This is a genomic window from Acinetobacter sp. WZC-1, from assembly GCF_052544965.1.
The window spans coordinates 798,974-824,211 of the sequence record NZ_CP199370.1; the positions used below are offsets into that span (position 1 = coordinate 798,974).

At 48.2% G+C, this 25,238-nt stretch carries 17 protein-coding genes; 11 read left to right on the forward strand and 6 right to left on the reverse strand.

Translation table 11 applies throughout. The features are described 5' to 3' along the window. Nucleotides 1-164: 164 nt before the first annotated feature. The 5 genes from ACT6PV_RS03810 (at nucleotide 165) to ACT6PV_RS03830 (ending at nucleotide 7,925) form a co-directional block, all read left to right on the forward strand. Complete coding sequence (locus ACT6PV_RS03810; RefSeq protein ID WP_445115154.1) at nucleotides 165-2,264, forward strand: hypothetical protein; 2,100 nt, start codon at nucleotides 165-167, stop codon at nucleotides 2,262-2,264. Between the two features lie 12 nt (nucleotides 2,265-2,276). Further along, on the forward strand, nucleotides 2,277-2,981 hold the full coding sequence (locus ACT6PV_RS03815; protein ID WP_445115155.1) for a hypothetical protein: 705 nt from the start codon (nucleotides 2,277-2,279) through the stop codon (nucleotides 2,979-2,981). Continuing rightward, nucleotides 2,975-5,434, forward strand: coding sequence for a DUF6160 family protein (locus ACT6PV_RS03820; RefSeq protein ID WP_445115156.1), 2,460 nt, complete (start codon nucleotides 2,975-2,977; stop codon nucleotides 5,432-5,434). Before ACT6PV_RS03815 ends, ACT6PV_RS03820 begins: the two co-directional genes overlap by 7 nt. Nucleotides 5,435-5,451: 17 nt before the next feature. Then, on the forward strand, nucleotides 5,452-6,894 hold the full coding sequence (locus ACT6PV_RS03825) for a hypothetical protein (protein ID WP_445115157.1): 1,443 nt from the start codon (nucleotides 5,452-5,454) through the stop codon (nucleotides 6,892-6,894). 86 nt (nucleotides 6,895-6,980) lie between these two features. Next, nucleotides 6,981-7,925, forward strand: a complete 945-nt coding sequence (locus tag ACT6PV_RS03830) for a DUF6160 family protein (protein ID WP_445115158.1) — start codon at nucleotides 6,981-6,983, stop codon at nucleotides 7,923-7,925. Between the two features lie 52 nt (nucleotides 7,926-7,977). Here ACT6PV_RS03830 and ACT6PV_RS03835 read toward each other — a convergent pair whose 3' ends face one another. The 4 genes from ACT6PV_RS03835 to ACT6PV_RS03850 all read right to left on the reverse strand — a co-directional run bounded on the left by ACT6PV_RS03835 (nucleotide 7,978) and on the right by ACT6PV_RS03850 (nucleotide 14,670). Continuing rightward, nucleotides 7,978-9,696, reverse strand: coding sequence for a proline--tRNA ligase (locus tag ACT6PV_RS03835; RefSeq protein WP_445115159.1), 1,719 nt, complete (start codon nucleotides 9,694-9,696; stop codon nucleotides 7,978-7,980). Nucleotides 9,697-9,794: 98 nt separating this feature from the next. Continuing rightward, nucleotides 9,795-12,899 (reverse strand): efflux RND transporter permease subunit, encoded by a 3,105-nt coding sequence (locus tag ACT6PV_RS03840; RefSeq protein ID WP_445115160.1) that lies wholly within the window; start codon nucleotides 12,897-12,899, stop codon nucleotides 9,795-9,797. Between the two features lie 15 nt (nucleotides 12,900-12,914). Beyond that, nucleotides 12,915-14,036: an efflux RND transporter periplasmic adaptor subunit gene (locus ACT6PV_RS03845; RefSeq protein ID WP_445115161.1), complete on the reverse strand. Its 1,122-nt coding sequence runs from the start codon at nucleotides 14,034-14,036 to the stop codon at nucleotides 12,915-12,917. Nucleotides 14,037-14,085: 49 nt separating this feature from the next. Beyond that, entirely contained in the window at nucleotides 14,086-14,670 is a 585-nt protein-coding gene (locus ACT6PV_RS03850; protein ID WP_445117023.1) for a hypothetical protein, read from the reverse strand. Nucleotides 14,671-15,013: 343 nt separating this feature from the next. Here ACT6PV_RS03850 and pilG point away from each other — a divergent pair, with 343 nt between their 5' ends. The 6 genes from pilG to ACT6PV_RS03880 all read left to right on the forward strand — a co-directional run bounded on the left by pilG (nucleotide 15,014) and on the right by ACT6PV_RS03880 (nucleotide 23,617). Next, on the forward strand, nucleotides 15,014-15,397 hold the full coding sequence (gene pilG, locus ACT6PV_RS03855) for a twitching motility response regulator PilG (RefSeq protein WP_445115162.1): 384 nt from the start codon (nucleotides 15,014-15,016) through the stop codon (nucleotides 15,395-15,397). Between the two features lie 21 nt (nucleotides 15,398-15,418). After that, nucleotides 15,419-15,787, forward strand: coding sequence for a response regulator (locus tag ACT6PV_RS03860; protein WP_445115163.1), 369 nt, complete (start codon nucleotides 15,419-15,421; stop codon nucleotides 15,785-15,787). Between the two features lie 6 nt (nucleotides 15,788-15,793). Then, the gene (locus ACT6PV_RS03865; RefSeq protein ID WP_445115164.1) at nucleotides 15,794-16,324 is read left to right on the forward strand and encodes a chemotaxis protein CheW; all 531 of its coding nucleotides are present in this window, start codon (nucleotides 15,794-15,796) and stop codon (nucleotides 16,322-16,324) included. Nucleotides 16,325-16,371: 47 nt separating this feature from the next. Further along, nucleotides 16,372-18,453 carry a methyl-accepting chemotaxis protein gene (locus ACT6PV_RS03870; RefSeq protein WP_445115165.1) on the forward strand — a complete coding sequence of 694 codons (2,082 nt, stop codon included), beginning with the start codon at nucleotides 16,372-16,374 and terminating at the stop codon, nucleotides 18,451-18,453. A gap of 140 nt (nucleotides 18,454-18,593) precedes the next feature. Beyond that, nucleotides 18,594-23,159 (forward strand): Hpt domain-containing protein, encoded by a 4,566-nt coding sequence (locus tag ACT6PV_RS03875; RefSeq protein WP_445115166.1) that lies wholly within the window; start codon nucleotides 18,594-18,596, stop codon nucleotides 23,157-23,159. 2 nt (nucleotides 23,160-23,161) lie between these two features. Continuing rightward, nucleotides 23,162-23,617, forward strand: a complete 456-nt coding sequence (locus tag ACT6PV_RS03880; RefSeq protein ID WP_445115167.1) for a hypothetical protein — start codon at nucleotides 23,162-23,164, stop codon at nucleotides 23,615-23,617. A gap of 102 nt (nucleotides 23,618-23,719) precedes the next feature. Here the strand turns inward: ACT6PV_RS03880 and dapE are convergent, their stop codons facing one another. Together dapE and ACT6PV_RS03890 are read right to left on the reverse strand one after the other, a co-directional pair. Continuing rightward, nucleotides 23,720-24,853, reverse strand: a complete 1,134-nt coding sequence (gene dapE, locus ACT6PV_RS03885) for a succinyl-diaminopimelate desuccinylase (protein ID WP_445115168.1) — start codon at nucleotides 24,851-24,853, stop codon at nucleotides 23,720-23,722. A 125-nt stretch (nucleotides 24,854-24,978) separates the two neighbouring features. Then, nucleotides 24,979-25,122 carry an entericidin A/B family lipoprotein gene (locus ACT6PV_RS03890; protein WP_445115169.1) on the reverse strand — a complete coding sequence of 48 codons (144 nt, stop codon included), beginning with the start codon at nucleotides 25,120-25,122 and terminating at the stop codon, nucleotides 24,979-24,981. Nucleotides 25,123-25,238 lie beyond the last annotated feature (116 nt).

A 25,238-nucleotide genomic window follows, 5' to 3' on the forward strand; every position in this document is an offset into this window, starting at 1 on the left:
GTTTAAAAAAGTAGCATAATTAACACTGAAGAAATGTCAGCAAAAAGGAGTTGGCATTTTCAGGGTGATCAGCTATTCCCATGCGGAATAAAGATTACACCTGAATAAGGGATTGCAATAAAAAGAAAATATGATGCAGAGCATTGTATAAAAAGGAAATCAGGATGACTGGGCTTGGTTATACGACAAAATTTCAGAAGACTTTACTGGCGAGTCTGACAGGACTGTGCATCAGTCACTCCTGTTTTGCACTGGAAGCTCTGTCGGATGAATCCTTAAGTGAATCGACAGGAGAAGGTCTTGCACTTTTGCCTGAAAATTACAGTATGCGCTTTAATGGCAGCAACGATGCTGCCGGTGGTGGCTCCATTCGTTTCATTCCGGTAGGGCCGCTGTCTCAGGCTGCTGAAAGTAAGGGTTATGCAAAGGCTGATGTTTTTGTAAACGGTATTTCACTGGGACAGTCCAAAAAAGATGTAGGGGTTGCCCGTGATGCAACTGACTGGGGTGTCGGTTATGGAAATATCGGTACAGCGGCGAATGATTTTGCCAGAACGATTACTTCATGGGGAAGCGCCAGTAATCCGTGGATCTTAAAGACGGTAACCAACAATAATGTTCCGGATTTTTCCGGGGTAGTCAAAAGCGTTTCCTATTTAACCCTGGAAGCCCCGCTCATGCATAATGTGATTCCGACCACCGGGCCGGAAGCTTCTGCATACAATTTGAAAATGGGCCTGTATTCAGATGCATTCATGCGGGATAAAACCGTTGCTGAAAGTACAACCGGCAATTTAACTGCGGGATTGTCAAACCGGCTGCGCCTGAGTCTGGTCTGGGACGGTTTTGGTATCAATGGTTCAAGCCTGAAACTGTTCAGAACCCTGGATGGCGTGACTGATAATAATATTGGCGGGCAATACACGGCAAACCTGAAAATCAATAACGTGATCACGCCTAAAACATTTAATTATGGACTGAACAAGTCCTACAATCAGACCCTGGGGCTGGCAGGTGTATTCCGTATGAACAGTGGCGATACCACTGGCGCGAACTCACGGGCGACGATCACCACGGGGGCGGTCACAGGCAATATTTATCAGCTGGATTTCAGCCGTAATGCAGACAACAGTGTAAAACGCGATGAAGCCGGCAATGTGATCTATACCCAGGGCGCCAATGTGACTGCTGCCCCCAATACCGCCAGTGGTGTATTGCAGACCTATAGACCACCGACCAATTCGCCAAAAACCAATACATATGATGGTCTGCCGCCAGGCGGGAGTTATCCGAGTGGCGGGATGTGTACCGATCCGAAGGCGAACAACCGTGATGCGGCCGGTTGTATGGTGCAGGAAGGGGTAACCGCACGCAGGTTTGTGGCATCAGCCAGTAATTCCTGGAACATGCCCGGGGCCAGAAGTGTCATACGCTTAAGTACTCAGGAGCTGACCGGCAGTATCAATACAGATGGTACTCCGGCACTCGGAGGTGCCATCCCCAATTTCAGACCCAATGCCAATGCAGAAGGGGTGTTTTTATATAATCCCAATATCAACCTGGTGCTGGGCAATTTAAGCCAGCCGCTGATCTTTAATACAGATGGTTCAAACTTTTCAATGGAGTTGACCCGTATTCCCAATAACGTCAATGTATACAGCCGGATTTATCAGCGCTATGCAGATATTCCCGAAGATCAGCTGGTTGATCAGAATATTACCTATCTGGGCAATACCTGTACGGTGAATAAATGCGGTGGCACCGTAAATATTGGCGGTGTGACCTATCAGGATTCAAAAGCGACACATGGCAGTATTTCCTTTGGTTCCACAGTGCTTGATCAGTATGGTTATCTCAAAGCATATAACGGCATTGGCGCGTTTGGTGTTTCCATTGGCGAGTTGAAATCAGGAACCAATCTGACCAGTCAGCTTGTTCAGGATTATACCCAGGTGTGGCAACAGTCAAGATCAACCTATGCCTGTGGTTTTTTATGGACCAGCACCTGCTGGGGAGACTGGGGTGCATGGTCAGCGGTTACGCCGAAAACAGCTACAGCCACCAATCCGAATCCCTATGAAACCACCAATCGTCAGAATATGAATGGGCAGATTCTGGGGGTCCAGACCACCATGCCGGCCAACCCGCAGACTATGTTGAACAGTATGCAGCCTGTTGGACAGACCGTTGGTAATAACCTGGGGTCTGTGGCGATTGATGGTCTGTTGATTCAGCATTTTAAATTTACCACCACGGGTCTTTAGTCAGAGGCAACAATGAAAAAGATATATTCATCAATTTTATGCTGTATGACTGTGCTCTGTCACCAGGGATGGGCCGGAACGCTGACTGAATTGAATGACCGGGATTTGCAGTCTGTCAATGGTCAGGCCGGGGTGGACCTGAGTCTGACACTGAGCCTGAACCAGGACAGTCAGTATAAATTTGATACTTCCGTGTGCAAATTAAATGGTCTGGAATATTGCCGTCTGGCGCTGTCGTTCAACAACCGGTACGATGACGGCTCCAATGACAGCTATAATGCATCCGGGGTCAGGGTACCTTCTGCAACAGGCAAGCAGCAATGGCTGGTGTTCAAGGGGATTCAGGGGACGGTGATCATTGACAAGCTTTCCCTGGACGGTGCAGATGTAACATTTAAAAATAAGACCACTGGCAATGATACTTATCGTGGCGCATTGAACTTTGGCTTTGATCCGAATCGGCCAATCAAAATCAGGAATTTTGGTTATCAGTCACTGTCGATTGAAACAGACAGCAGTACCGCCACGGATGTTGCCAATGTGGCCGGTTATCTGAACAAAGCACAGTATACCAGTACCACCAGTGCATTTGATGCCTATAACCCGGATACCGGGGTAGGACGGGAAAAAGGATTTCTTGGGGTGAACATGAATGGCAATTTGTCCATGACCGGCTCAGTCAAGATTTTTTCCTGTGTGGATCATGCAAGATGCTGAAAGCAGAAGGGAGACGGATGGATATGGAATATCAGTTGAAAAGATGGAATACCCGGAAAAAATTCGCCTTGTCTGCTTTATCGGTCAGTCTGATACTGATGTCTCAGAGTGGTTTTGCTTTACAGGAGCTGAATGACAGTGACCTGAGCAACATTAATGGGCAGGATGGTGTGGATATCACCCTGGGGTTTGATCATGCAAATTTTGACCGGATTTACTGGGAAGACAAAGCCGGCAGTGCCAGTAATACTGAGCAGCGTTTACGCCTGAATGCAGATGCACTGACCATTCGGGGGATGAATGGGCAGAATCCTGATCTGAATCTGAAACTGAATGTCGGCAGTGATGGTGCCCGGGCCGGACTGGATGCTCAGCTCAGATTAAACCCGTTTATCCTGGCAATGGGCGATATCAGTGTGTGCAACAGCAGTGCGGTGGCCAATTGTAACCCAGCCGGTCTGAGTAAATATAATGGCAGTATGGGAAGTCTGGGCATACAGGTGGCCGATGCACTGAACATGAGACTCACCACACCGAATGGGTTGTTCAGCAGTACTGATCAGGGCACAATGACACTGGGTTTGAATAACCTGAATATCTTTCTGGGACAGCGGCAGTCACTTTCAGCTGCAACACAGAATCAGTTGCTGACCGGGCTGAATTTCAACCTCTCAGGCAAGGGGTTTCTTTCCGTAGACAGTAACCGGGGATTGTTGCTGACCACCAACCAGGGAAGTCAGATGGCGTCAATGACGTCCACACCCTCTGCAACGCTGGGTTATGTCGATTTTGACCGGGTGGATGAACCGAATAAATCGGCCATTCCGGTCAGTGAATATGGTTCTTATGCTGCAACCAGTCCGGGTATTAAAATTGAACTGGCGACAGTGAAGAATGCCGTCCCGGGCGTTTACAATGCGACAGATTCAAAAGGACTGATCCGGGTCGGTGCGAGTGGGCGTATTGTCAATGCTTATGTTCAGGTCAGGGGAACCAGTGCTGAAGGCAAAGCTAACCCGGTTGATGACAATGTCACGGATACTCATACCCTGAATAATATTCTGGGCATGGCAAACAGCGGTACAGCCACAGCCCAGAACTCAACTGTCATCGGCAGTAGCGGGATTGGTTTCCGTATGCGTGGTGAATTCACCAATCGCGGTGACTCAATGCTGGGAGGCAGTAAAGCAGGTCAGGCAACCACCCTGGAAATTGGCGGTGCCGGGCGTAATTCCTATGGTTTCGAATTTTCCAGCCTGAGTCCATTGGTTTCCGGCTCAAATGCCCGGGCATATTTTGACAGTGGCGATATACTGCTCAACCTGGCAGACACAAAAAGCATTCGATTGCCTGAAAACTCTGTGCTTCGAAACTCACGTTTTGGTGGGGTGGCAGGGACTTATCTGACCAGTGCCAGTGATTATGTACAGCAGATTAATAACACCACGATTAATCCGTATAGCCTGATTATGGCAATACGGGGCATGGAATTTCAGGCCCTGTCCAAACAGGGGCGTTTTACCGGAAATACCGGGAATTTAACCGCGGGTGCATTTACCAGTCAGCAGAACTACTGGGGGCTGGCACTGCCGATTTATAACATGAATGCCAATCTGGCCACTTATGCCACCACTTATAGCGGTAATGTTTTTGATCTGAACAATGGTGTGGTCAGCAAATCAACCGTGACGGATTCACAGCGGCTGGGGCTGTCGCTCGGTCTGAGTACTCAGGGGCGTAATGCCGATGGCAGTAAAACCACGTCCATTATGCTCATTGACGGTGGCCCTGTTGCGGCAAATGCCAATAAGCCGGTCGACTATTATCTGGGGCTTCGTAATATTGATATGTTGTTACGTGGTTATGGCAGTATGGGTTTTGAAAATGGTCATGTGAATCTGACCCTGCCTGATTTATTAATGGTGATGTCTGCCGAACTGGCCGCAGGTTATTTGCCGGGCGCAAAATATAAAACGGCCAATTATGTTTCTCCACTGGATAACTTTAAATTGAACCAGGATATATTGCTGGGGATAAAAATCAAACTGCTGGGAGATATGGGGTTTGCACTGATTCCGAACAATGCAGTGTCTGATGGCTCCATGCTCAGCATTGTCGGTGATTATGCTATGACAGATGGTGCCATGCAGCTGAGTGATCCTGTCGATGGTTCAATGATTGGACTGGACAATCTTTCAGGTAAGGTCAGATTTAACAACAGCATTGGCATCAGCAAAAAAACCGTTGACGAAACACCGGGCCAGCAGGGCAATGTCAGTTTTAATTACGCTATGAATTTTAATCCGGAAAATAATGCCAGGGATGTATTCCGGGTCAGGGACATCAACTTTTATCCACCGAATTCTACCAATACCACAGGACAGCGGCTGGGCGAAATGGTGATTACCGGAGGACGGCTGAGCAGCAATTTAACGCTGTCTCCCCGTAACTGATGAGCAGAGGGACTAAAATGAAGAAAAAATATCCATCATTGCTGGCACTGGCGATTGCAGCATTGTTACCTGTTTCAGCCTCTGCGATGTCTGAACTGAAACAGTTGACCGATCAGGAGCTGTCTGAGCAGACAGGTCAGGCTTTGTTGTCCATGGGATTTACCGCTCCTTCAGGCTCGGGAACCGGGGCAAATCCGAGTGATTTTGGATTTTATAAACTGGGCCTTGAAGGCAAAATGGAATTAAACGCCAATATTAAAAATATGCAGCTGGGTTGTGGCGGTGTGAATGGTGCAGGCAATTGTGATATTGACATGTCCAATGTTTCCCTGAGTGGACCTGCCGATGGCAAGGCTGCAGACGGCACGCCAATATGGTCCAAAGGACGTGCCAACTCAAGTGCGGTGATTACCAACCCATTTATTGAGTTTGCCATTAAAAACCCAAACTCTCCTGCAACCCGGGAGGTCAGTGGTTTCCGCTTAAGTGCTGAAGAAATTCTGGGTTATTTGTCGGCAGGTACCGCAAACGTGGCGAATCCGACAGATGGTATTAAAAGTTTCAGTGGATTTCTGAAAGTGGCTGAGACACCGGTGAACTCATTTACCGATCCAACTTCTTTTGGAACGACGGACGATCAGCGGATTTTTGCTAAAATTAGCTCGTTGGGGATTCCCCGGACAGTATTTACAGATGCCGGTGCAATGCTGAATGCGCCACCTGCCGGATTGAATATTGCGCAATGGGGAATTGCGGTGCCACGGCAGGAGGTTAAGTTTAACTTTCCGGAAACCATTGTGACAGGGAACCGATTGTCGCAGCTGAATCTGGTGGTAAAAGACGTACCGATTCCAACCATTACTATTGGTTCTGACAGCGGTGCGATAAAAATGAAACTGGATGAACCGATTAATGCGATAGTTACCAGTATCAACGATTCAACGTTTTATATGGGTGAAAAAACCATGGCACAATGCGGCAGTGGCGCAACCATTGTCAGTGGCTGTACCTACATTACCAATTTAAAAGCCAATGTGACCGTGAAGCAGAATTTTAATCTGATTCATAACCTGCCCATTACCAGCGGTGGTTATCTGGGCTTACAGAGTACTGCTGTGAAATGGCCGGGCAGTGATGCTGCTGACACGGCTCAGCGTGGCTGGTGGCTGTCCTTTAAGGACCCGCTGGATTTTGGTGCCCTGAATCCGACGGCCGGAATTCCAATGCAGGATGTCTTACCGCAGATTGCGACATTTATTACCAATTATTTATCATTGAATAATATTGCCCTTGATGCGGGGAATACATGGAATGCACTTGTGGGGTTGCCGATTTATAAAGGGATTGGTGATGTGCATCTGGCAGACAATGCCCGGGCAGTGATGGTACTGGAAAACCTGTTGCTGGACAGTAACCAGCGGCCGGTGAGTAACTGTTTTGGTAATCTTAAGTTTTGCTGAGTGTGCGATTTATCCGGATTCAGTTGATGCTTTGCATAAAATTGTTTAGTTTGAAGCAAAGCCGGTTGTCTTAAGGATTGGGACAAATGACGATAAAACCGATAATGATGTATGGCCTGGTGGCCAGTATGCTGTCCATGCCGGTCATGGCAATGGAAGCACTGGATGACCAGCGGATGGCTGCAACGGTGGGCCAGGATGGTATTAATCTTGGCCTTCAGCTCAGGAAAGTTGAGCTGGACCAGCTTGCTGTGATTGATACCGACGGCCTGACGAGCCAGCCCGGCTATGCCGGTCGGGCAGCAGTGGTGCTGGCCGGGCCGGTCAAAACGCCGGTGAAGGTTGAATTGCTTGGTGCAGCCAGTTCTGCACCGGACATTCAGCTGGTGATGGACAGTGATGGTGGGCACGGCCAGCCGTTTGCCAATATTGCATTGGGTTATGGTAACCATGTGACAGGTTTTAAAGTGTCGCCATTTTCACTGTATCTTGCCGGTGGTAATTCAGTTTCTTCGCTGAATGCGAGTAAAAACATTTATGGCGCCAGTGGCAGTTTAAATACCGATGTGGTCAAAATTTTAACCATTGGCAGTGCTGCAAATAATTTTACGGTCGATTTTCATGCGGTGAACAAACCGGGAGTCCAGATTCAGCTGGGGAATATTCCTCAGAGTCATATGATGGCATTTAAGGGCGCGATTCAGTCAATCTGTGGCAGTGGCGAAGGCTGCCCGATCAGTTTTGTGTCTGGTCAGAGCGGTACCGGTTTTGATTTTCAGATGAAAGCCTATAATCCCACTGATGGTTTTGTACTGGATGGTTTTTATGCCGGGGTGACACCTGGTGGTTTGATAATAACGAATCCGGGGACATCCAGTAAAATGAATATGACCATGAGCAATATCATGCTTGGGGACAGTGGTGCGGCTTCAGCCACGGCATTTCAGGGGCTGAATAACAGCAGCATGGGCACTGTCGGCGTGACGGGAGCAGCTGTTTCCAACATGAAAATGACCATAAAAGGCATGTGAGATGACAGACAGCATTCCGTATAAAACGGAATGCTGCGCAGCCTGTTATTTGTTATGACTCTGCCAGTTTTTGCAGCAGTTCCGCTCTGGAAATATTTACAGATGCTTCATCGCTCCGGCCTTTGTATTCAAAGGTTCCTGCATCCAGGCCTTTTTCACCAATGACAATGCGGTGTGGAATACCGGTGAGTTCAAGGTCGGAGAATTTAACTCCCGGACGTTCATTACGATCATCCAGCAATACATCATAACCTGCGGCCTGTAGTTCGGCATACAGGGCTTCTGCGGCTTCCAGGGTGCGTGGGGATTTATGTGCATTCATCGGTACAATTGCCACTGCAAACGGTGCGATTGCTGCCGGCCAGATGATGCCCTTATCATCGAAGTTCTGTTCAATGGCGGAAGCTACCACACGGGTTACCCCCAGGCCATAACAGCCCATGATGACTGTAAACGGTTTGCCATCTTCACCCAGTACTTTACAGCCTAAGGCTTCAGAATACTTGGTGCCTAACTGGAAGATATGGCCGACTTCAATACCGCGTTTAATCTGCAGTGTGCCTTTGCCATCCGGTGATGGATCACCTTCGACCACATTGCGTAAGTCAGCTATTTCAGTAAAGCGGGCATCACGCTCCCAGTTCACGCCGGTTGCATGTTGATCTGCTGCATTGGCACCGGCAACAAAATCAGATAATACCGAAGCCGCCCGGTCAACAATCACGGTCAGACCTTTTTCAGTCAGCCCCTGAGGACCGGTAAAACCGGGTATCAGACCCAGTTCCTTCATTTGTTCTTCAGTGGCAAAGGTCAGCGGCGCAGCAATGAGTGGATGTTTTTCTGCCTTGACTTCATTCAGTTCATGGTCACCACGCAGAAACAGGGCAATCACCGGTGTATTGCCTTTTTCATCTGTTATGCCCTGTACCAGCAGCGCCTTGATGGAATCCCGGGCTTCAATATTTAAAAATGCAGCCACCTCAGCAATGCTTTTCTGGTTCGGGGTGCCCACTATGCTGAATGGCTGGGCAGGTGCAGCACGTTCACCCACCAGAACCGCCTCGGCTTTTTCCACATTGGCGGCATAGTCTGATTCAGTAGAGAACACAATGTCATCTTCACCGCTTGAGGCCAGTACGTGGAATTCATGTGAGCCTGAACCGCCAATGGAGCCGGTATCGGCCTGTACCGGACGGAAATCCAGGCCAAGCCGGGTGAAAATACGGCAATAGGTGTCATACATGGCATCGTAGGTTTGTTGCAGTGATGCCTGATCTGTGTGAAATGAATAGGCATCCTTCATGATGAATTCACGGGAACGCATCACGCCAAAACGTGGACGGACTTCATCACGGAATTTGGTCTGCACCTGGTAAAAATTGACCGGCAGCTGCTTATAGCTTTTCAGTTCGTTGCGGGCCAGGTCAGTAATAACTTCCTCGTGTGTTGGACCGAGCACAAAGGCATTGTCATGGCGGTCCCGAAAGCGCAGCAGTTCAGGACCATATTGCACATAACGGCCGGACTCTTCCCATAAGCCCGCAGGCTGGGTGACCGGCATGAACACTTCAAGTGCTCCGGATCGATCCATTTCTTCACGGACAATGGCTTCCACTTTATTTAATACACGCACGCCCATTGGCAACCAGGTGTATAAACCTGAAGCCAGTTTGCGGATCATCCCGGCACGTAACATCAGCTGATGAGAAATAATTTCAGCATCGTTAGGGGTTTCTCTTAAGGTTGCAAACAAAAAGCGACTCGCGCGCATGGAAACTGTCCTGAAAATATAGGGGTTGAAAGCGGCAATTATACGATAAAAACCACAGATGGATATTTGATAATTCGGTCTGAATTTAAATTATCCATTCAGGCGCTGAATTTCCTGAACTGACGCAGCATAAAAATTTTAAAATCATCCAGATAGCTAAAAATGACAGGAACCACCACCAGCGTCAGCAGGGTGGAAGTTATAATGCCACCAATCACTGCATGTGCCATGGGAGCACTTTGCTCTCCACCTTCACCAGCGCCCAGGGCCAACGGCACCATACCCATGACCATGGCACTGGTGGTCATCAGAATCGGACGCAGACGGGTGGTACCGGCCTGGATGATGGCATCGTGTCGGGTTTCACCGCGTTCCATGGCTTTTTTGATAAAATCGATCAATAAAATGGCATTTTTGGTGACCAGTCCCATCAGCATGATAATGCCGATAATGGAAAATAAATTCATGGTACTGTTGAACAGGAACAGTGCCAGAAATACCCCGATCAGTGACAGCGGCAGGGAGGCCATAATCGCAGCAGGGTGGATAAAACTGTTGAACTGTGAGCCCAGCACAATATAAATAAAGGCAATGGACAGCGTAATGGCGGTCAGGGCGTAACCGGCAGATTCTGCCATGTCTGCATTTGCCCCCTGTGTGTCAAAACTGTACCCGGCAGGGAGGTCAAAATGACTCTGAATTTCCTGAATATCCTGGCCGATATCACCGGAAGGGCGACCGGAGGTATTGGCCTGAATCAGTATTTCACGGGATAAATCACGGCGGTTAATCTGTGCAGCACCCAGGGTCTGGTGCAGTGTGGTGACAGACGACAGGGGAATAAGCGTGCTTTGTCCACTGGCGTCGATCTTACTGGAGTTAATGTACAGATTCTGGATGTCCTGGGGCAGGCTTCTTTTTTCTTCATTTAAGCGCAAATTGACATTATAGGTTTCCCCCTGCTCATCTTCCCAGGTGGTGACGTTGTCCCCGGCCAGCAATGGCCGGACGATATTGGCAATCTGGTTGACAGAGAGCCCCAGGTCACTGGCCAACAGGCGATTAATGGTGATGGACAGCATGGGCTTGGGTGCTTTCAGGGAGCTTTCCAGATCAACCACGCCTTTTACTTTGGCCATTTTCTGCATAAAGCGATCCGAAATGTTCTGTAGCTCATCCAGATCCTGGCCCTTGATTGAAATCATGATGGGTTTTTGTCCACCGGTTACCGTTTCATCTGCGGCAGCAACGGAGGTGACGGTAATTCCTGCCACTGATTTCAGCCGTTCCCGGAATGCATTATTCAGGTCATCCAGGCGCTGACTGCGTTCATGCCGTGGTACAACTGTGATTTGCAGGGCTGCATGGTTTTTCCCCTTATTGGTCACTCCATTGATGACGCCATAGGTAGACTGAACCATCGGATTCTGGCGGATAATCTGATCCACCTGTTGCAGTTTGGCTTCGGTATAGGCCAGTGATGCATCGACCGGAGTTTCAAATTTAATGCGGATCTGACCTTTATCCGGCACCGGTACGAATTCGCTTCCGATCATGCCGGACAGGGCCAGGGCCCCGAATAATGAGGCAATGGCAATACCTATGGTGACTAACCTGAAACGCAATGCGAGTTTCAGCAGTTTTGCATACAGATGGTTGAGTTTGTCCAGCTGAGCTGAAAACCAGTTGAAAAAACGCCTGATGGGGGAGGGTTTCTGATCAGGTCTGTTTTTCTCAGCCCAGTGGGCAGAGAGCATCGGGTCAAGTGTAAAGCTGACAAACATGGAAATCAGCACGGCAATGCTGACAGTAACGCCAAACTGAAAGAAAAACCGCCCAATAATACCGCCCATAAAGGCCACAGGTAAAAATACGGCAACAATGGTCAGTGTGGTTGCCAATACGGCAAGTCCAATTTCCCGGGTGCCTTCCAGGGCGGCAGTCACATGATCTTTCCCCATTTCGGCATGCCGGACAATGTTTTCACGTACGACAATGGCATCGTCAATTAATAAACCAATACACAGCGATAACGCCAGCAGAGTCATCATGTTGATGCTGAAGCCAAAGGCCCAGATAAAAGTCAGGGTACCGAGTAATGCAATCGGCAGTGTCAGGCCTGTAATGACCGTGGAACGGAAGGAACCCAGGAACACCAGTACAATAACTACGGCAAGCACAGCACCTTCGATAATGGTCCGCGCCACATCACTGATGGATGCACGGATGGATGCTGAGCTGTCGGCAACGACTTTCAGTGTTGTACCCTCAGGCAATTGTTTGCGGATGCGTTCCAGTACCTTATAGCTGTTGTCCACCACTTCAATGACATTGGAGTCGGCGCTTCTGAGAATATCAACAGATACCGCAGCCTTGCCCCGCAGGAATGCACTGGTTTGTTGCTCTGCCTGGGTGTCCTGTATGTCGGCAACCTGTTTCAGGTAAATCGGTGTGCCATTTTTACTGGCAATAATCAGGTCTCCAAAGGCCGATGGCTGGATCACCCTGGAATGAATTTCAACCACAACTTCCCTGTTGTCCTGTGTCAGTGAACCTGAGGGTTCCTGGACATTCTCTTTTTTCAGGGTGTTCATGACCTGGTCAATACCAATGCCGTAACTCTGCAGTTTCAGCGGATCAATCCGGATATGGATCTGACGTCTGGCATCGCCCAGTAAATTGACAGTACCTACGCCGGACACCGTTCGCAATTGTGGCACCAGTCGCTGATCAATATAGGTACTGAGCTGTTGCAGTGACAGATGATTGGATTCAAAAACGATGGACAGAACCGGGCTGGAGGATGGGTTGTAACGCTCAATAACCGGTTTATCAATCTCTTCCCTGAAACCGGCACTGACCGCTGCAACTTTATCACGGACATCCTGAGCTGCATCTGCAGATGAAACATTCAGGTTAAACTGTGCAACGATCATGGACAGACCTTCACTGGAACGTGAGGTCAGCTGTTTAAGTCCTGAAATGGTATTGATCTGATCTTCGAGTTTACGGGTGACTTCCGATTCCACTGATTCCGGGGAGGCACCGGGATAGCTGGTATAAACGACCACAAAGGGAAAATCGATATCCGGGAACTCTTCAACATTCATCCGTTGCCATGAAGCCAGGCCAAGCACCATCAGACATAGCATCATCATTACGGTAAAAACAGGATATTTAACACTGATTCGGGTAAACCACATGGCAGTAATCCTGTTTTAACTGGATGAAATGATAGCAGTTTTATTCAGATCTTCCGGGTTCAGCCGGACTTTGCTGATCCGGTCCGTGAGTTTCAGCCCACGAACAATGGCGGTATTGTCTGAGATCTGCTGATCCAGTACTGTAATTTTAATCTGCTGAACTTTATTGTCCCTGATGACCCAGACGTAGGGGCTGCGCTGTACATCCTGAATGGTGTCCAGTGGGATGAGTTGTCCTTCGATCTGTGCGGCTCCCAGAATGGCACCTTCCACGAATGCCCCGATACTGAGTGAATTAATGCTTTCAACAGGACGGGCAAAAAATTCAATCTGCCGACTGACCTGATCAGCAACCGGTGAAATACGGCTCAGTGTTGCGGTCAGGCGCTGCGGATTTCCCTGAATGCGGTATTCAATTTTATTGCCGACTTTCAGCGCTGCCTGCAGATCAGATGGCAGTTTTGCCTGGATTTCCAGCTGATCCGGATCAGTCACTTCAAACAGGGTCTGTCCGGCGGTCACGGTCTGTCCCGGCTCCACCTGTCGTCTGGTAATGACACCGGAAATCGGGCTTTTGATGATGCCATCCTGACTGGCTTTCTGTGCGATATCGACACTGGCCTGTTGCGCTTTGACATTTTCAAGCTGCGCCTGGTAGTCCACCTGAGTTTGTTCATATTCAAGCCTGGAGATAAATCCCTGATCATATAAACGCTTTTTGCGTTGCAGCATGTGACTGGCCTGTGTTGCCTGCGCCTGGGTTGAAGCCAGGCTGGCACGGCTCTGTGCCAGGCGTGCGGCATTATCCTGATTATTCAACACAGCCAGGGTCTGTCCCCGGGTTACTTTTTGTCCCACCTGGACCTGGACGCTGGTTGCTGTTGCCGTGACCTGCGCCTGGATTGAACCCTGATGGACTGCGCGGATGGTTCCGGTAAAAACCGCCCTGGATACCGATGTACCCTGCCGGACGCTGACCAGGTCCTGCTGAATCAGCTCAATATGCTGTTTCTGTACTGAAGCGGCAGGGCCGGCAGTTTGCTGCTTGTCACAGGCAATCAGTAGCAGGCTAAAACAGATGATGCTCAGTTTTTTTATAAATTGTAAATGTGGTGCTGTCGGGTATGCATGCGGCATGCAGATCCATCCTGTCAGAATGACCTGGGCTGAAAATAAAGCAGCTTTCTTATTCCAGGGCTTTTAATCGTTTGATAATTGTGTCGTATTGCAATTGGGTATTACGATAGCTTGTTTGTAACGATTGAATTGTATTTTTTGTATTGAGGGTGTTTTGCTCATTATATCTGAGCCGCTCCTTCAAATGTGCCGGGACAGCATTCCCCTTTCTGTAAAACTCCATTTCCTGGCGTTTAAACAGGATCCGGTCATTCTGAAGCCGTTTCAGTTGCTGCTGTTGCAGCATAATCTGTTTTTTAATGCTCTGTAATTGTTCATTGCGTTTATTTTCAGCAACGTTACTGTTGCTGTAGGCCTGTCTGAGTCGGGTATCCTGTTCAGCTTGCCTGGCTCTGGCAGCCCGGATTTCAGACCGGTGGCTGTCCTGTTCAGCCTGCCAGGCCGGGTTACGCTGAATCACCTGCATATTGCGGTCCAGGGCCTCATAGCCATGCTGCATATGCGCAGGGGTGACCGAACTGCTGATGGTGGCAATTCCCTTGTGATCATAATAACGATACCAGACGGCTTTGGGTTGTTCGTTCATTGCCGCCAGCTGGCTGGTGCCGAAACATAGAAAAGAAACAATGAACATATGAATCAGCTGTTTTACATGGATACTCGTCTGAGTCATGGTCTCAGTCTTCTTTTTATTGAACATTGCTTCCCCTGAAAAAATGAATCATTTATTTGTTATTCAATGAATATCAGCACATTTTAAAGTGTTCGTCGTGATTAAAAAACAGATCACTATGAAAATAAAGCAGAATAAATTGATTTATCTGTGAGCAACTCAGGATCTCAGGGCTAAAATGAGATTTATGACAATAAATGTGCATTGATCAACTTGGTAAATATATGTTAAAAAAAGCGGATTATTTGTAAAAAATAAATAAGTTGAGTTCTGCTGAATCCAGCCATGCTGGAAGGGTCATTAAATGGACGAAAAATTTCAAAATCTAAAAGTCATGGTCATTGACGACTCCAAAACCATTCGTCGTACGGCTGAAACTCTATTACAACGGGAGGGGTGTCAGGTTGTAACAGCAGTGGATGGATTTGAAGCATTATCCAAAATTGCTGAAGCTAATCCTGATATTGTGTTTGTGGATATTATGATGCCTCGTCTGGACGGTTACCAGACCTGTGCCCTGATTAAAAATTCTCAGAATTATCAGAATATTCCGGTCATTATGCTGTCGAGTAAGGACGGTTTATTTGATCAGGCAAAAGGAAGGGTGGTGGGTTCAGATGAATATCTGACCAAACCATTCAGTAAAGACGAATTATTAAATGCGATTCGCAATCACGTAGGTGCGTAATACGCACTGAATGGGGGAAAAATGACACGTATTCTTATTGTTGATGATTCACCAACAGAAATGTATCGATTCAGGGAAATTCTCAGTAAACATGGCTATGAGGTGCTGGAAGCAACCAATGGCGCAGATGGTGTCACCCTGGCACAGGCAGAACAGCCGGATCTGGTGCTCATGGATGTGGTCATGCCGGGGGTCAATGGCTTTCAGGCGACCCGTCAGATTTCACGTGGTGATACCACCAGTCATATTCCTGTGATTATTGTCAGTACCAAGGATCAGGACACAGACCGGGTCTGGGGCAAAAGACAGGGCGCGAGTGACTATCTGACCAAACCGATTGATGAAACGCAGTTAATCAGTGTGATTCAGCAGTGCCTCAGTGCGGGATAATTAGCTATGGCAGCCAATGGATTTATCGAATTACTTCGTTTATCAAAGCGTGGCAATAAGAACTATGCCGACAGTGAACAGGAAGTAAACCGATGGTCAGGTATTGCATTTGAAATGATGGGGCAATATTTTGTTGCGCCCCTGGGTGAGGTGGCTGAAGTCATTTATCCGCCGAAATGTACTCCGATTCCCGGTGTTCAGGGTTGGGTGAAAGGGTTGGCCAATATTCGTGGACGGTTGTTATCGGTCTCCGATCTGGCGTATTTCATTTCTGGAAAGAGAAGTCAGTTTTCACCTGCTCAGAAAGTTTTGTGCATTAACCATAATGATCATTATACCGGTCTGGTGGTGGATCAGGTATTGGGGATTCAGCATTTTAATAAAAAGGGCTTTTTTTCAGAGAATAAGCATCTGGAAGAAAAGCTCAGACCATATTGTCAGGGGTATTTCCGTCAGCATAATCAGGCCTGTAACATTTTTCTGTTCAGTCGTCTGTTGAATGATCCGGAATACATGAATACATCAGAAAAATTTTAAACTGGCTTTGGCGCAGAATGTACAGATGCGCTGTGGGGAGAAGCTGAATGGGCTTTAAGCTGAAAAAGAAAAATACGGGAGAGACTGCCGTAAAAAGTAGTCCGGCAGCATTGACTGTAAAAATGAAATCACGCTTTGAACAATTTTCAAAACTGTTTGGTGACAGTGAGAAATCCAGGCCTTATTTGCAAATGGCAATTATCAGCCTGATGGTCGCACTGATTTTTTTACTTATTCTGTTTTATACGGTTCCCCGCAACAATGAGCTGACCCGTAGCCTGGGGGAGTTGCGTCTGTTATCTCAGACCATGTCCCGTCAGGCAACTGAAGCGACTGCTTCGGGCTCCAGGGAATCCATTAATGCGCTGATGGCATCGCAGAAGAAATTTGCTGAAAATCTGGAAGTGGTCAGTGAAACTCATTCAGATACTGCCACGGTACAGGATGTTGAAAAACTGTGGAAACAGACCTCTACGGACATTAACCTGATTACATCCGAGCAGGAAGTCATTAACCATCTGTATGACACCAGTATTGCCATTGGTGAAGCGATTCCCGGTATTCAGGCGGAATATAACCTGATGGTTGACCAGATGGCACGTGAAAACATGCCGAGCAGCCAGGTGGTTATTGCCAAAAACCAGGTGTTTATTGCGGAACGTATTTTACGTTCAATCAGTTCCGTACTGGGTGGGTCAGACAGCTCACGGGCATCTGCTGATGACTTTAATGCAGATACGGAAACGTTTGGTATCTATCTGAATGCTCAGTTGAATGGCAATGCGGAACTTGGTGTGAAGCGTATTGATCAGCCTGCCCTGCGTGAGTCGCTGGACAGTATTAAAGCCGATTATGACGAAGTTTTACTGTCTGCCTCCGGTTCGGTGTTAAAGAGCTCGTCTCAGATTGTCAAAGTGCGTCAGGCATCCTCGGATATTTTTGCACTGTCAGATAAACTGCTGCAGCACCTGGACAAACTGTCCGGCAATACCGGCTGGGGAAGTCTGTTGCTGGGTCTGCTGTTGTTGCTGTCACTGGGTGTTTTCCTGTTCAGCGTATTTAAGTTACTGATGTTGCGCAGTGAAGCAGATAAAGTCCGTGTGGTCCGTCTGCAGGATGAATATGACCGCAATCAGAATGCAATTTTACGTTTACTCGATGAAATTGCGGATCTGGCTGATGGTGATCTGCGTTCATATGCAACGGTATCTGAAGACTTTACCGGGGCGATTGCTGACTCGATTAACTTTGCCATTGATCAGCTGCGCGATCTGGTTTCACGTATTCATGAAACGTCTCAGGAAGTGGCACAATATACGCAGAATACTCAGCAGATTACCGGTCAGCTGGCAGAAGCTTCCGGGCATCAGGCTCAGGAAATTGCAGGGGCTTCAACAGCAATTCATGAAATTGCCCAATCGATTGATCACGTATCGGCCAATGCTTCAGAGTCCGCAGAGGTTGCCCAGCGTTCAGTAAAAATTGCCTCCAATGGTGCTGAGGTGGTGAACCGTTCCATTGAAGGGATGGACACCATCCGCGAGCAGATTCAGGAAACCTCGAAGCGTATTAAGCGATTGGGTGAGTCATCCCAGGAAATTGGAAATATTGTCTCCTTAATTAACGATATTGCCGATCAGACCAACATCCTGGCTTTGAATGCTGCGATTCAGGCGTCCATGGCAGGAGAAGCCGGCCGTGGTTTCGCCGTGGTGGCAGATGAAGTCCAGCGACTGGCAGAACGTTCTGCATCGGCAACCCGACAGATTGAAACACTGGTAAAAACCATTCAGACGGATACCAATGAAGCGGTGATTTCCATGGAACAGACCACGTCAGAAGTTGTCCGCGGTGCGAATCTGGCCAAGGATGCCGGGGTGGCGCTGGATGAAATTCAGTCTGTATCCGGTAATCTGGCCAAATTGATTGGCAGTATTTCTGAGTCTGCAAAATTGCAGTCCATTTCGGCCGGTCATATTGCGACCACTATGAATGTGGTCCAGGAAATTACGTCACAAACAACCACGGCTACACAGGACACGGCACGTTCAGTTTCTGAACTGGCCAGTATGGCGGACTCACTGCGTCAGTCTGTATCAGACTTTAAATTACCTGAATCACTGAAATAATCCCCTTCGGGACGGCAATATCCGCTGTCAGGCGGATTTGCCGGGGATAAATGACCTACCCTGTGGCGATCTGGTGATGGATTCAGATGGTTATGGGGAACATTCCCAGTGAAGGGAACTAAAATATAGAAGCCTGTGCCATGAAAGAAATATTAAAACATTTAGTGGAAACAATCGTTTTGCCTGACGACAGTTATATGGATCAGGAGGATGAGATTTTAGGAATTTTTACAGAAGAACTCGATGAGATTTTCGAAGATCTGCAGCCACAACTGGAGCAATGGCTGCAGCATCCTGTTCAGGAAAATGACTATAACCTGACGGATATCCGGCGTTATTTCCACACTCTGAAAGGGTCCGGACGTATGGTGGGTGCCCGCCGTTCAGCTGAACTGGCGTGGATGGTTGAAGACATTTTAAACCGGGTGATTGAAAATCATTTATCGGTGACACAGCCATTGCAGCAGTATGTGCTTACAGTCTCCCGTATGTATCAATATAAACTGTTACCGGACTTTAAAAACAGGCATGCGCATCAGCAGGATTTAAGACCGCTGGTTTTACTGGGGCAGCATATACAGCAGAATCAGGAACTGGAGCCGGTACTGGCAGACTTACTGACACTTGCAACAGCGCTGGAACAGCCTGCAGATGTCACCGGGCTGGAAATACAGGCTGAAATTGCCGATGCAGAACCTGTTGAAATGGTTACGGAAACAGCTGCTGAAACAATGGCTGAGCGTCATCCGGTACAGGTGGATCAATCGGCTGAAAGTGATCAACTGTTGTCTGAAACCCTAGCCATATTTACCGAAGAATCTGAAGAACACCTGAGTGTGATTGAAGAATTTTTGCAGCAGGAACAGCATAGCTCTGATCAATATAACCGTCTGATACGGGCACTGCATACCTTGCGTGGCAGTTCTTCCATGGCCCATGTGGCGGAAATTTTTGAGGCCAGTACCCGGGTGGAACATTTATTCAGAATGCTGGTACAGGAAGATACGGAATCGAGTATCAATGAAAATGTATTGCTGACGCACTATGCTGAATTTGTCAGAAACTATCTGTTTACCCTGAAAGCTTCAGGACTGTCTGCACATCGTCAGTTGCAGGAGATTGGTCAGAGGTTTAATGATGCCTGGGCATGTTATGGCTTTCAGTTGCAACAACCGGTAGAGCATTCAGAACTGCAGCATCCGGTTTCGCAGCTGTTGAACCTGCAGATCGAAACCCTGCTGGATACCGGGCCTGAATTTGAGCGGCGTGCCCGGGCAGAGTTTCCGGACTACCTCAGACAGTTGAGTCAGCAGGCACAACAGCTTTCAGAACATACGGAGAATCGCGCTGCTCAGGGAATTCATGATTTCAGTATTGCGCTGAAACAGGGCTATGATGTCCTGATGGAAAAACCGGAACTTTTAAATACAGTGCCTATTTTTCATCTATTTAGCCAGGCACATCAGCAACTGATTTATTTATTTGATACGCTGGCGTCTGGTCAGCGGGTCAGCCTGGATGCTGCTTCGACAGCTATTCTGCAGGAATTACACGATGGTTTACAGTCTGATGGTTTTTATAAAAATAATATACAAAATAATGATTTAAATCAGAGTGATTCGCAGCAGGACGACGTGCAGCCGGGCCAGGCAGACTCTGAAGCTGTTGTTGAATCATTGCCAGTACCTGCAGATCTGACTGAACCTGAGATGGCGATTGAATCGACAACCGGAATCGGCCGAATTGTTGAGCAGATCAATGCAGATAAGCAAGACATGGATTGCAATGAGAGCCTGCGCGATTTCGATGTTGACGTTCTTGAGATTTTTATTGAAGAAGCGGAAGAATTGCTGGTTGGTATGGATCAGGATCTGAATGACTGGTCATCTGATTTGCAGAATCCCCGGGCTTTGAATAATCTCATGCGTCACCTGCATACCCTGAAAGGCGGTGCCAATATGGCGCAGGCTGTGCATATTGGTCAGATTGCACATGAGCTCGAAAGCATTTATGAACGACTGATTAAGCATCAGATGCAGCCGACGGAACAACTGGTTCACAGTATACGTCTGATTCAGGATGATCTGGCTGACCGTATTCAGCTGATTCGTGCTCAGGGTATTGATTATCCGGCAGTACATATCTTGCAGGGATTACGTCAGATTGGTCAGCAATCTGCGGGTGAACAGCTTGTACATGAACAGGTGACGCCTGTTACGGATATAACTCCGGTGGATCATCCGGAAACTGTGGCTGTATTGGATGATGCGGATCGTGACGCTGAGCATCAGGCATCCGAAGCAGAAGCATCAACAGAACAGGTAGCAACCGAAAATCTTGCTGCGTCCACCAATCAGTCTGCTGCGGATCAGGTGGAAGCCATTACCCGGGCAACGTATGCAGAAGAAGCTGAGCAATTATTGGCTGAGGCAGCAATTCTGCTCAAACAATGGTTTGACCAGCGCAATAACCGCAGCCTGTTGCTGAAATTGCAGCGGATTGCGCATAGTCTGAAGGGCGGTGCCCGCATGATCAGACTTGAGCCGGCTTCCGAAATTGCCTATGCACTGGAAAATGCGTTTGAACAGTTTGCTGTACATAATTTCAGTTTAAGCACTTATGATACGCTGCTTGAAACAGCATTCAGCTGGTTAAGGGGGGCTATTTTAAACCAGGATGTTCAGCATTTTGATGGGCTGAAACATCGACTGAATCAGATTGAATATATTGATGTCAGTGCCGGGCACTCTGCCGGACTGACGCGTCCGGAGCTATGGTCTGATCAGCAGGCTGCGGCATTTGTACAGGGCGATGGCAGCGAACCGCCATCCATGCTGGGTGAATGGGATCAAATGCTCCATACGGAGCAGAACAATGAAATGATCCGGATCTCTGCAGATCTCATTGAGAAAATGATTGATTTGTCCGGTGAAAATGCAATTAACCGTTCCCGCATTGAAATGGATCTGAGTCAGCTGGGCAATACGCTGAGCGATATGGAACTGGCGATTCAACGTCTGGCAGATCAGTTGCGTCGGATGGAAGGAGAGCTGGAAAGCCAGATTATGGCAAAACATGGCGATCTCAGTGCCCGTTATACTGATTTTGACCCGCTGGAAATGGACCAGTATTCATCCCTGAATCAGCTGTCCAAATCACTTGCGGAATCTGCTTCTGATCTGGTGGATTTTAGAAGTACACTTGCAGAAAAAATCCGGGACACCGAAGGCTTACTGTTACAGCAGTCGCGGGTTCAGGCAGAAATTCAGGACAGTCTGATGCGGACACGGCTGGTTCCATTTTCCGGGCTGTTGCCCCGTTTGCAACGGGTGGTACGTCAGACCTCAACTGCATTGAGCCGGCCAACGGAACTGATGGTCAACAATACAGAAGGCGAGCTGGACCGCACCATTCTGGAAAAACTGATTTCTCCGCTGGAACATATGCTGCGAAATGCCATTGACCATGGTATTGAGGAAACGGCCGCGCGCTTAAAGGCAAACAAGCCTGCCACGGGGCGTATTGATTTAAACATCAGCCGTCAGGGAACGGATGTGGTGGTGACCTTTCAGGATGATGGTCAGGGGATTGATGCCGCACAGATTCGGGCAAAAGCACTGGATGCCGGACTGATTCAGAAAAACCAGCAGCTGGAACAGGAAGAAATTCTGCAGTTGATTTTTCATCCAGGGTTCAGTACCGCCAAACAGGTGACCCATATTTCAGGGCGTGGTGTTGGACTGGATGTGGTACAAAGCGAGATCAAGTCGCTGGGGGGGCAGGTGACTGTGGAATCTGACGTTGGTATGGGTTCAACCTTTACCATCCGTGTGCCGACGACGGTTGCGGTCAGTGATGCGTTAATGGTCAGGGTCGGAGATCAGCAGTTTGCAGTGCCCTTGTCCCATATTGACCGGATTGTCCGTATCTCACCTGCTGCGCTGGAGGAGTTTTTTAACAGCCGGGAAGAATATTTTGAGATTGATCATCAATCCCATAAGCTGCGTTATCTGGCAGAGTTTACTGCGCATCAGCCTCTGCCGCGCTTACAGGGGATTGCCCACTCATTGCCGGTGCTGCTGATCAAGGGCAGTATGGGCCAGGCCACTGCATTGCTGGTGGACCAGTTGATTGGTTCCCGCTCACAGATTGTGATGAAGCCGATCGGTCAGCAGTTTGCCGGAATCGGCATCATTGCCGGGGCGACCATTCTCGGGGATGGTCAGGTCTGTCTGATTCTGGATGGGCAGCATATTGCACGGCAGGTGCAGCTGAATCTACGTGTGCAGGATGCGGGGGAACAGCGTGATCTGCAGCGGCAGAATGATCAGCGCCGTCTGGTGATGATTGTGGATGATTCAGTTACCGTACGGAAAGTCACTTCGCGCTTACTGGAGCGTAATGGCTTTGATGTGGTAACCGCCAAGGATGGGGTGGATGCAATGGAACAGCTTGAAAATATTCAGCCGGATCTGATGCTGCTGGATATCGAAATGCCGCGTATGGATGGCTTTGAAGTGATTAATCTGGTTCGTCACCATAATTTGCACCTTCAGTTACCGATTATCATGATCACATCACGGACCGGTGAAAAGCATCGCGAGCGGGCCTTTAACCTTGGTGCGACAGATTATATGGGCAAACCTTTCCAGGAAGCAGAGCTGCTGGAACATATTCAGGCATTACTGGAACCGACCGGAGAATAAGAATGAACCAGGATCATATCAGTACGGGGCTGGAAGACGTCAGCAGTCAGGAATTACAGCATCTGATTGCGGTTTCCACAGGGTTTATTGATGCCTATGTCATTGCCTGCCATGCACGGGAGCCGATGTTACTTCCACAGAATATCGTGCTTTCTGCCCGGGATAATGCCAGCCATGTGCAGACGGTTGAATGGCATGAACAGCAGCTGCCTGTTTTCAGCGTCAGTGATCCGGCACGGACACTCGGGGTGGCACTGATCATTGAAGGAGAGCAGGCCAGTCAGCGTTTTGCATTGATGTGTAATGAAATGCCGTTATCCATCCGGCTGCGTATTTCTGAAGTAGTGGATGATCATCGACTTATTCAGGACGCATCGATTCTGCAATATGTCCGTATTGCAGAGAAAATATACCATGTGCCGGATTTATCGGTGATTCAGCATCAGCTTGGTCTTTAATGCATGCAGGTGATTGTCATAAGCGCTGAATTTGTGTGTGCTGCAGATGAGCCAGACGAAAAAGGACGCAGTGATAGCGTCCTTTTCATTGGGCGGAAGCGTTTAGGTCAGCAGACGCACCAGGATCTGTTCATAAATTTCAGCAAGCGGTTCCAGTTCATTGACATTGACATGTTCATTCACCTGGTGAATTGTGGCATTCAATACACCGAGCTCCAATACCTGCGCACCGGTCGGGGCAATAAAGCGTCCATCCGAGGTTCCGCCACTGGTGGAAAGTTCAGCCTGTGTTCCGGTGACCTGCTGAATGGCAGTTCGTGCTGCATCGACCAGTTCACCGACCGGGGTCAGAAAAGGCAGGCCTGACAGTGTCCATTCAATGTCATATGCAACCTGGTGACGATTCAGAATCTCCAGTACGCGGGCTTTTAAGTCATCTGCAGTGACTTCCGTGGAATAGCGAAAATTAAAGGTTACCGTCATGGTGCCAGGAACCACGTTGGTTGCACCGGTGCCGGCCTGAATATTGGAAATCTGAAATGAAGTTGCCGGAAAGTATTCATTGCCGTTATCCCACACGGTGTTACAGAGTTCAGTCAGGGCGCTGGCTGCCATATGCACCGGGTTCACGGCAAGATGCGGATAAGCCACATGTCCCTGCTTCCCCTTGACTGTTAAAACAGCATTCAATGAACCACGGCGGCCATTTTTAATAATATCGCCCAGCGTGTGCGTACTGGAGGGTTCACCGACCAGGCACCATGTCATTTTTTCCTGACGTGCCTCCAGGGTTTCCACCACTTTCACAGTACCGTTAATGGAAGGTCCCTCTTCATCAGAAGTAATCAGAAAAGCAATGGAACCCTTATGGTCCGGATGTTTTTTTACAAAGCGTTCGGAGGCAACCACCATTGCCGCAAGGGCAGTTTTCATGTCTGCACTGCCACGCGCATATAATTTGCCATCACGGATTTCAGGCTGAAAGGGGTCAGATTCCCAGGCATCAGCATGGCCTGTCGGGACAACATCGGTATGTCCGGCAAAACAGAACACCGGTGCCTGGGTACCGCGTCTGGCCCATAAATTGTCCACATCTTCAAAACGCATGGATTCAATATTAAAACCAATCGCCTTTAAACGATCAGCCATAATTTGCTGACATGTATGATCGAGCGGAGTGACTGAGGGCTGGCGGAGGAGTTGCAGACTGAGTTGCAGCGTATCAGAATGGTTCATGCATAAAAATCGATTGATCAAATTGAGGACTATAATAGAGGAAGATAAAAGCGAATCAAAATTAAAAATTTAATTATAAAAAAGCCTTATCGGAAGATAAGGCTTTTTTGCAGACGGGCTGAAAATTACATTTTCTTTTCGACTTTATCTGCTGAATTGGTGACTGCATCACCCGCTTTGGAAACGTCCTGGCCCATGCCTTTAAACGTATTGCACCCAGTTAAAACGAACGCTACAACTAATGAAGCTGCAAGAACCTTTTTCATCATCATCTCCAGTTTGTAAATTTATTCTGATGTTTAAATAGCTTAGGAAATATACGGCGTTGTGAATACAGCTGTTTTATTACTTAAACGTTATTATATGTATGTTTTTCAGGTGAAAA

Bases quoted from the DNA above. Each gene is read 5' to 3' on its own strand.
- ACT6PV_RS03810 (WP_445115154.1), top strand. From the start codon at position 165: ATGACTGGGCTTGGTTATACGACAAAATTTCAGAAGACTTTACTGGCG.
- ACT6PV_RS03815 (WP_445115155.1), top strand. From the start codon at position 2,277: ATGAAAAAGATATATTCATCAATTTTATGCTGTATGACTGTGCTCTGT.
- ACT6PV_RS03820 (WP_445115156.1), top strand. From the start codon at position 2,975: ATGCTGAAAGCAGAAGGGAGACGGATGGATATGGAATATCAGTTGAAA.
- ACT6PV_RS03825 (WP_445115157.1), top strand. From the start codon at position 5,452: ATGAAGAAAAAATATCCATCATTGCTGGCACTGGCGATTGCAGCATTG.
- ACT6PV_RS03830 (WP_445115158.1), top strand. From the start codon at position 6,981: ATGACGATAAAACCGATAATGATGTATGGCCTGGTGGCCAGTATGCTG.
- ACT6PV_RS03835 (WP_445115159.1), bottom strand. From the start codon at position 9,696: ATGCGCGCGAGTCGCTTTTTGTTTGCAACCTTAAGAGAAACCCCTAAC.
- ACT6PV_RS03840 (WP_445115160.1), bottom strand. From the start codon at position 12,899: ATGTGGTTTACCCGAATCAGTGTTAAATATCCTGTTTTTACCGTAATG.
- ACT6PV_RS03845 (WP_445115161.1), bottom strand. From the start codon at position 14,036: ATGCCGCATGCATACCCGACAGCACCACATTTACAATTTATAAAAAAA.
- ACT6PV_RS03850 (WP_445117023.1), bottom strand. From the start codon at position 14,670: ATGTTCATTGTTTCTTTTCTATGTTTCGGCACCAGCCAGCTGGCGGCA.
- pilG (WP_445115162.1), top strand. From the start codon at position 15,014: ATGGACGAAAAATTTCAAAATCTAAAAGTCATGGTCATTGACGACTCC.
- ACT6PV_RS03860 (WP_445115163.1), top strand. From the start codon at position 15,419: ATGACACGTATTCTTATTGTTGATGATTCACCAACAGAAATGTATCGA.
- ACT6PV_RS03865 (WP_445115164.1), top strand. From the start codon at position 15,794: ATGGCAGCCAATGGATTTATCGAATTACTTCGTTTATCAAAGCGTGGC.
- ACT6PV_RS03870 (WP_445115165.1), top strand. From the start codon at position 16,372: ATGGGCTTTAAGCTGAAAAAGAAAAATACGGGAGAGACTGCCGTAAAA.
- ACT6PV_RS03875 (WP_445115166.1), top strand. From the start codon at position 18,594: ATGAAAGAAATATTAAAACATTTAGTGGAAACAATCGTTTTGCCTGAC.
- ACT6PV_RS03880 (WP_445115167.1), top strand. From the start codon at position 23,162: ATGAACCAGGATCATATCAGTACGGGGCTGGAAGACGTCAGCAGTCAG.
- dapE (WP_445115168.1), bottom strand. From the start codon at position 24,853: ATGAACCATTCTGATACGCTGCAACTCAGTCTGCAACTCCTCCGCCAG.
- ACT6PV_RS03890 (WP_445115169.1), bottom strand. From the start codon at position 25,122: ATGATGAAAAAGGTTCTTGCAGCTTCATTAGTTGTAGCGTTCGTTTTA.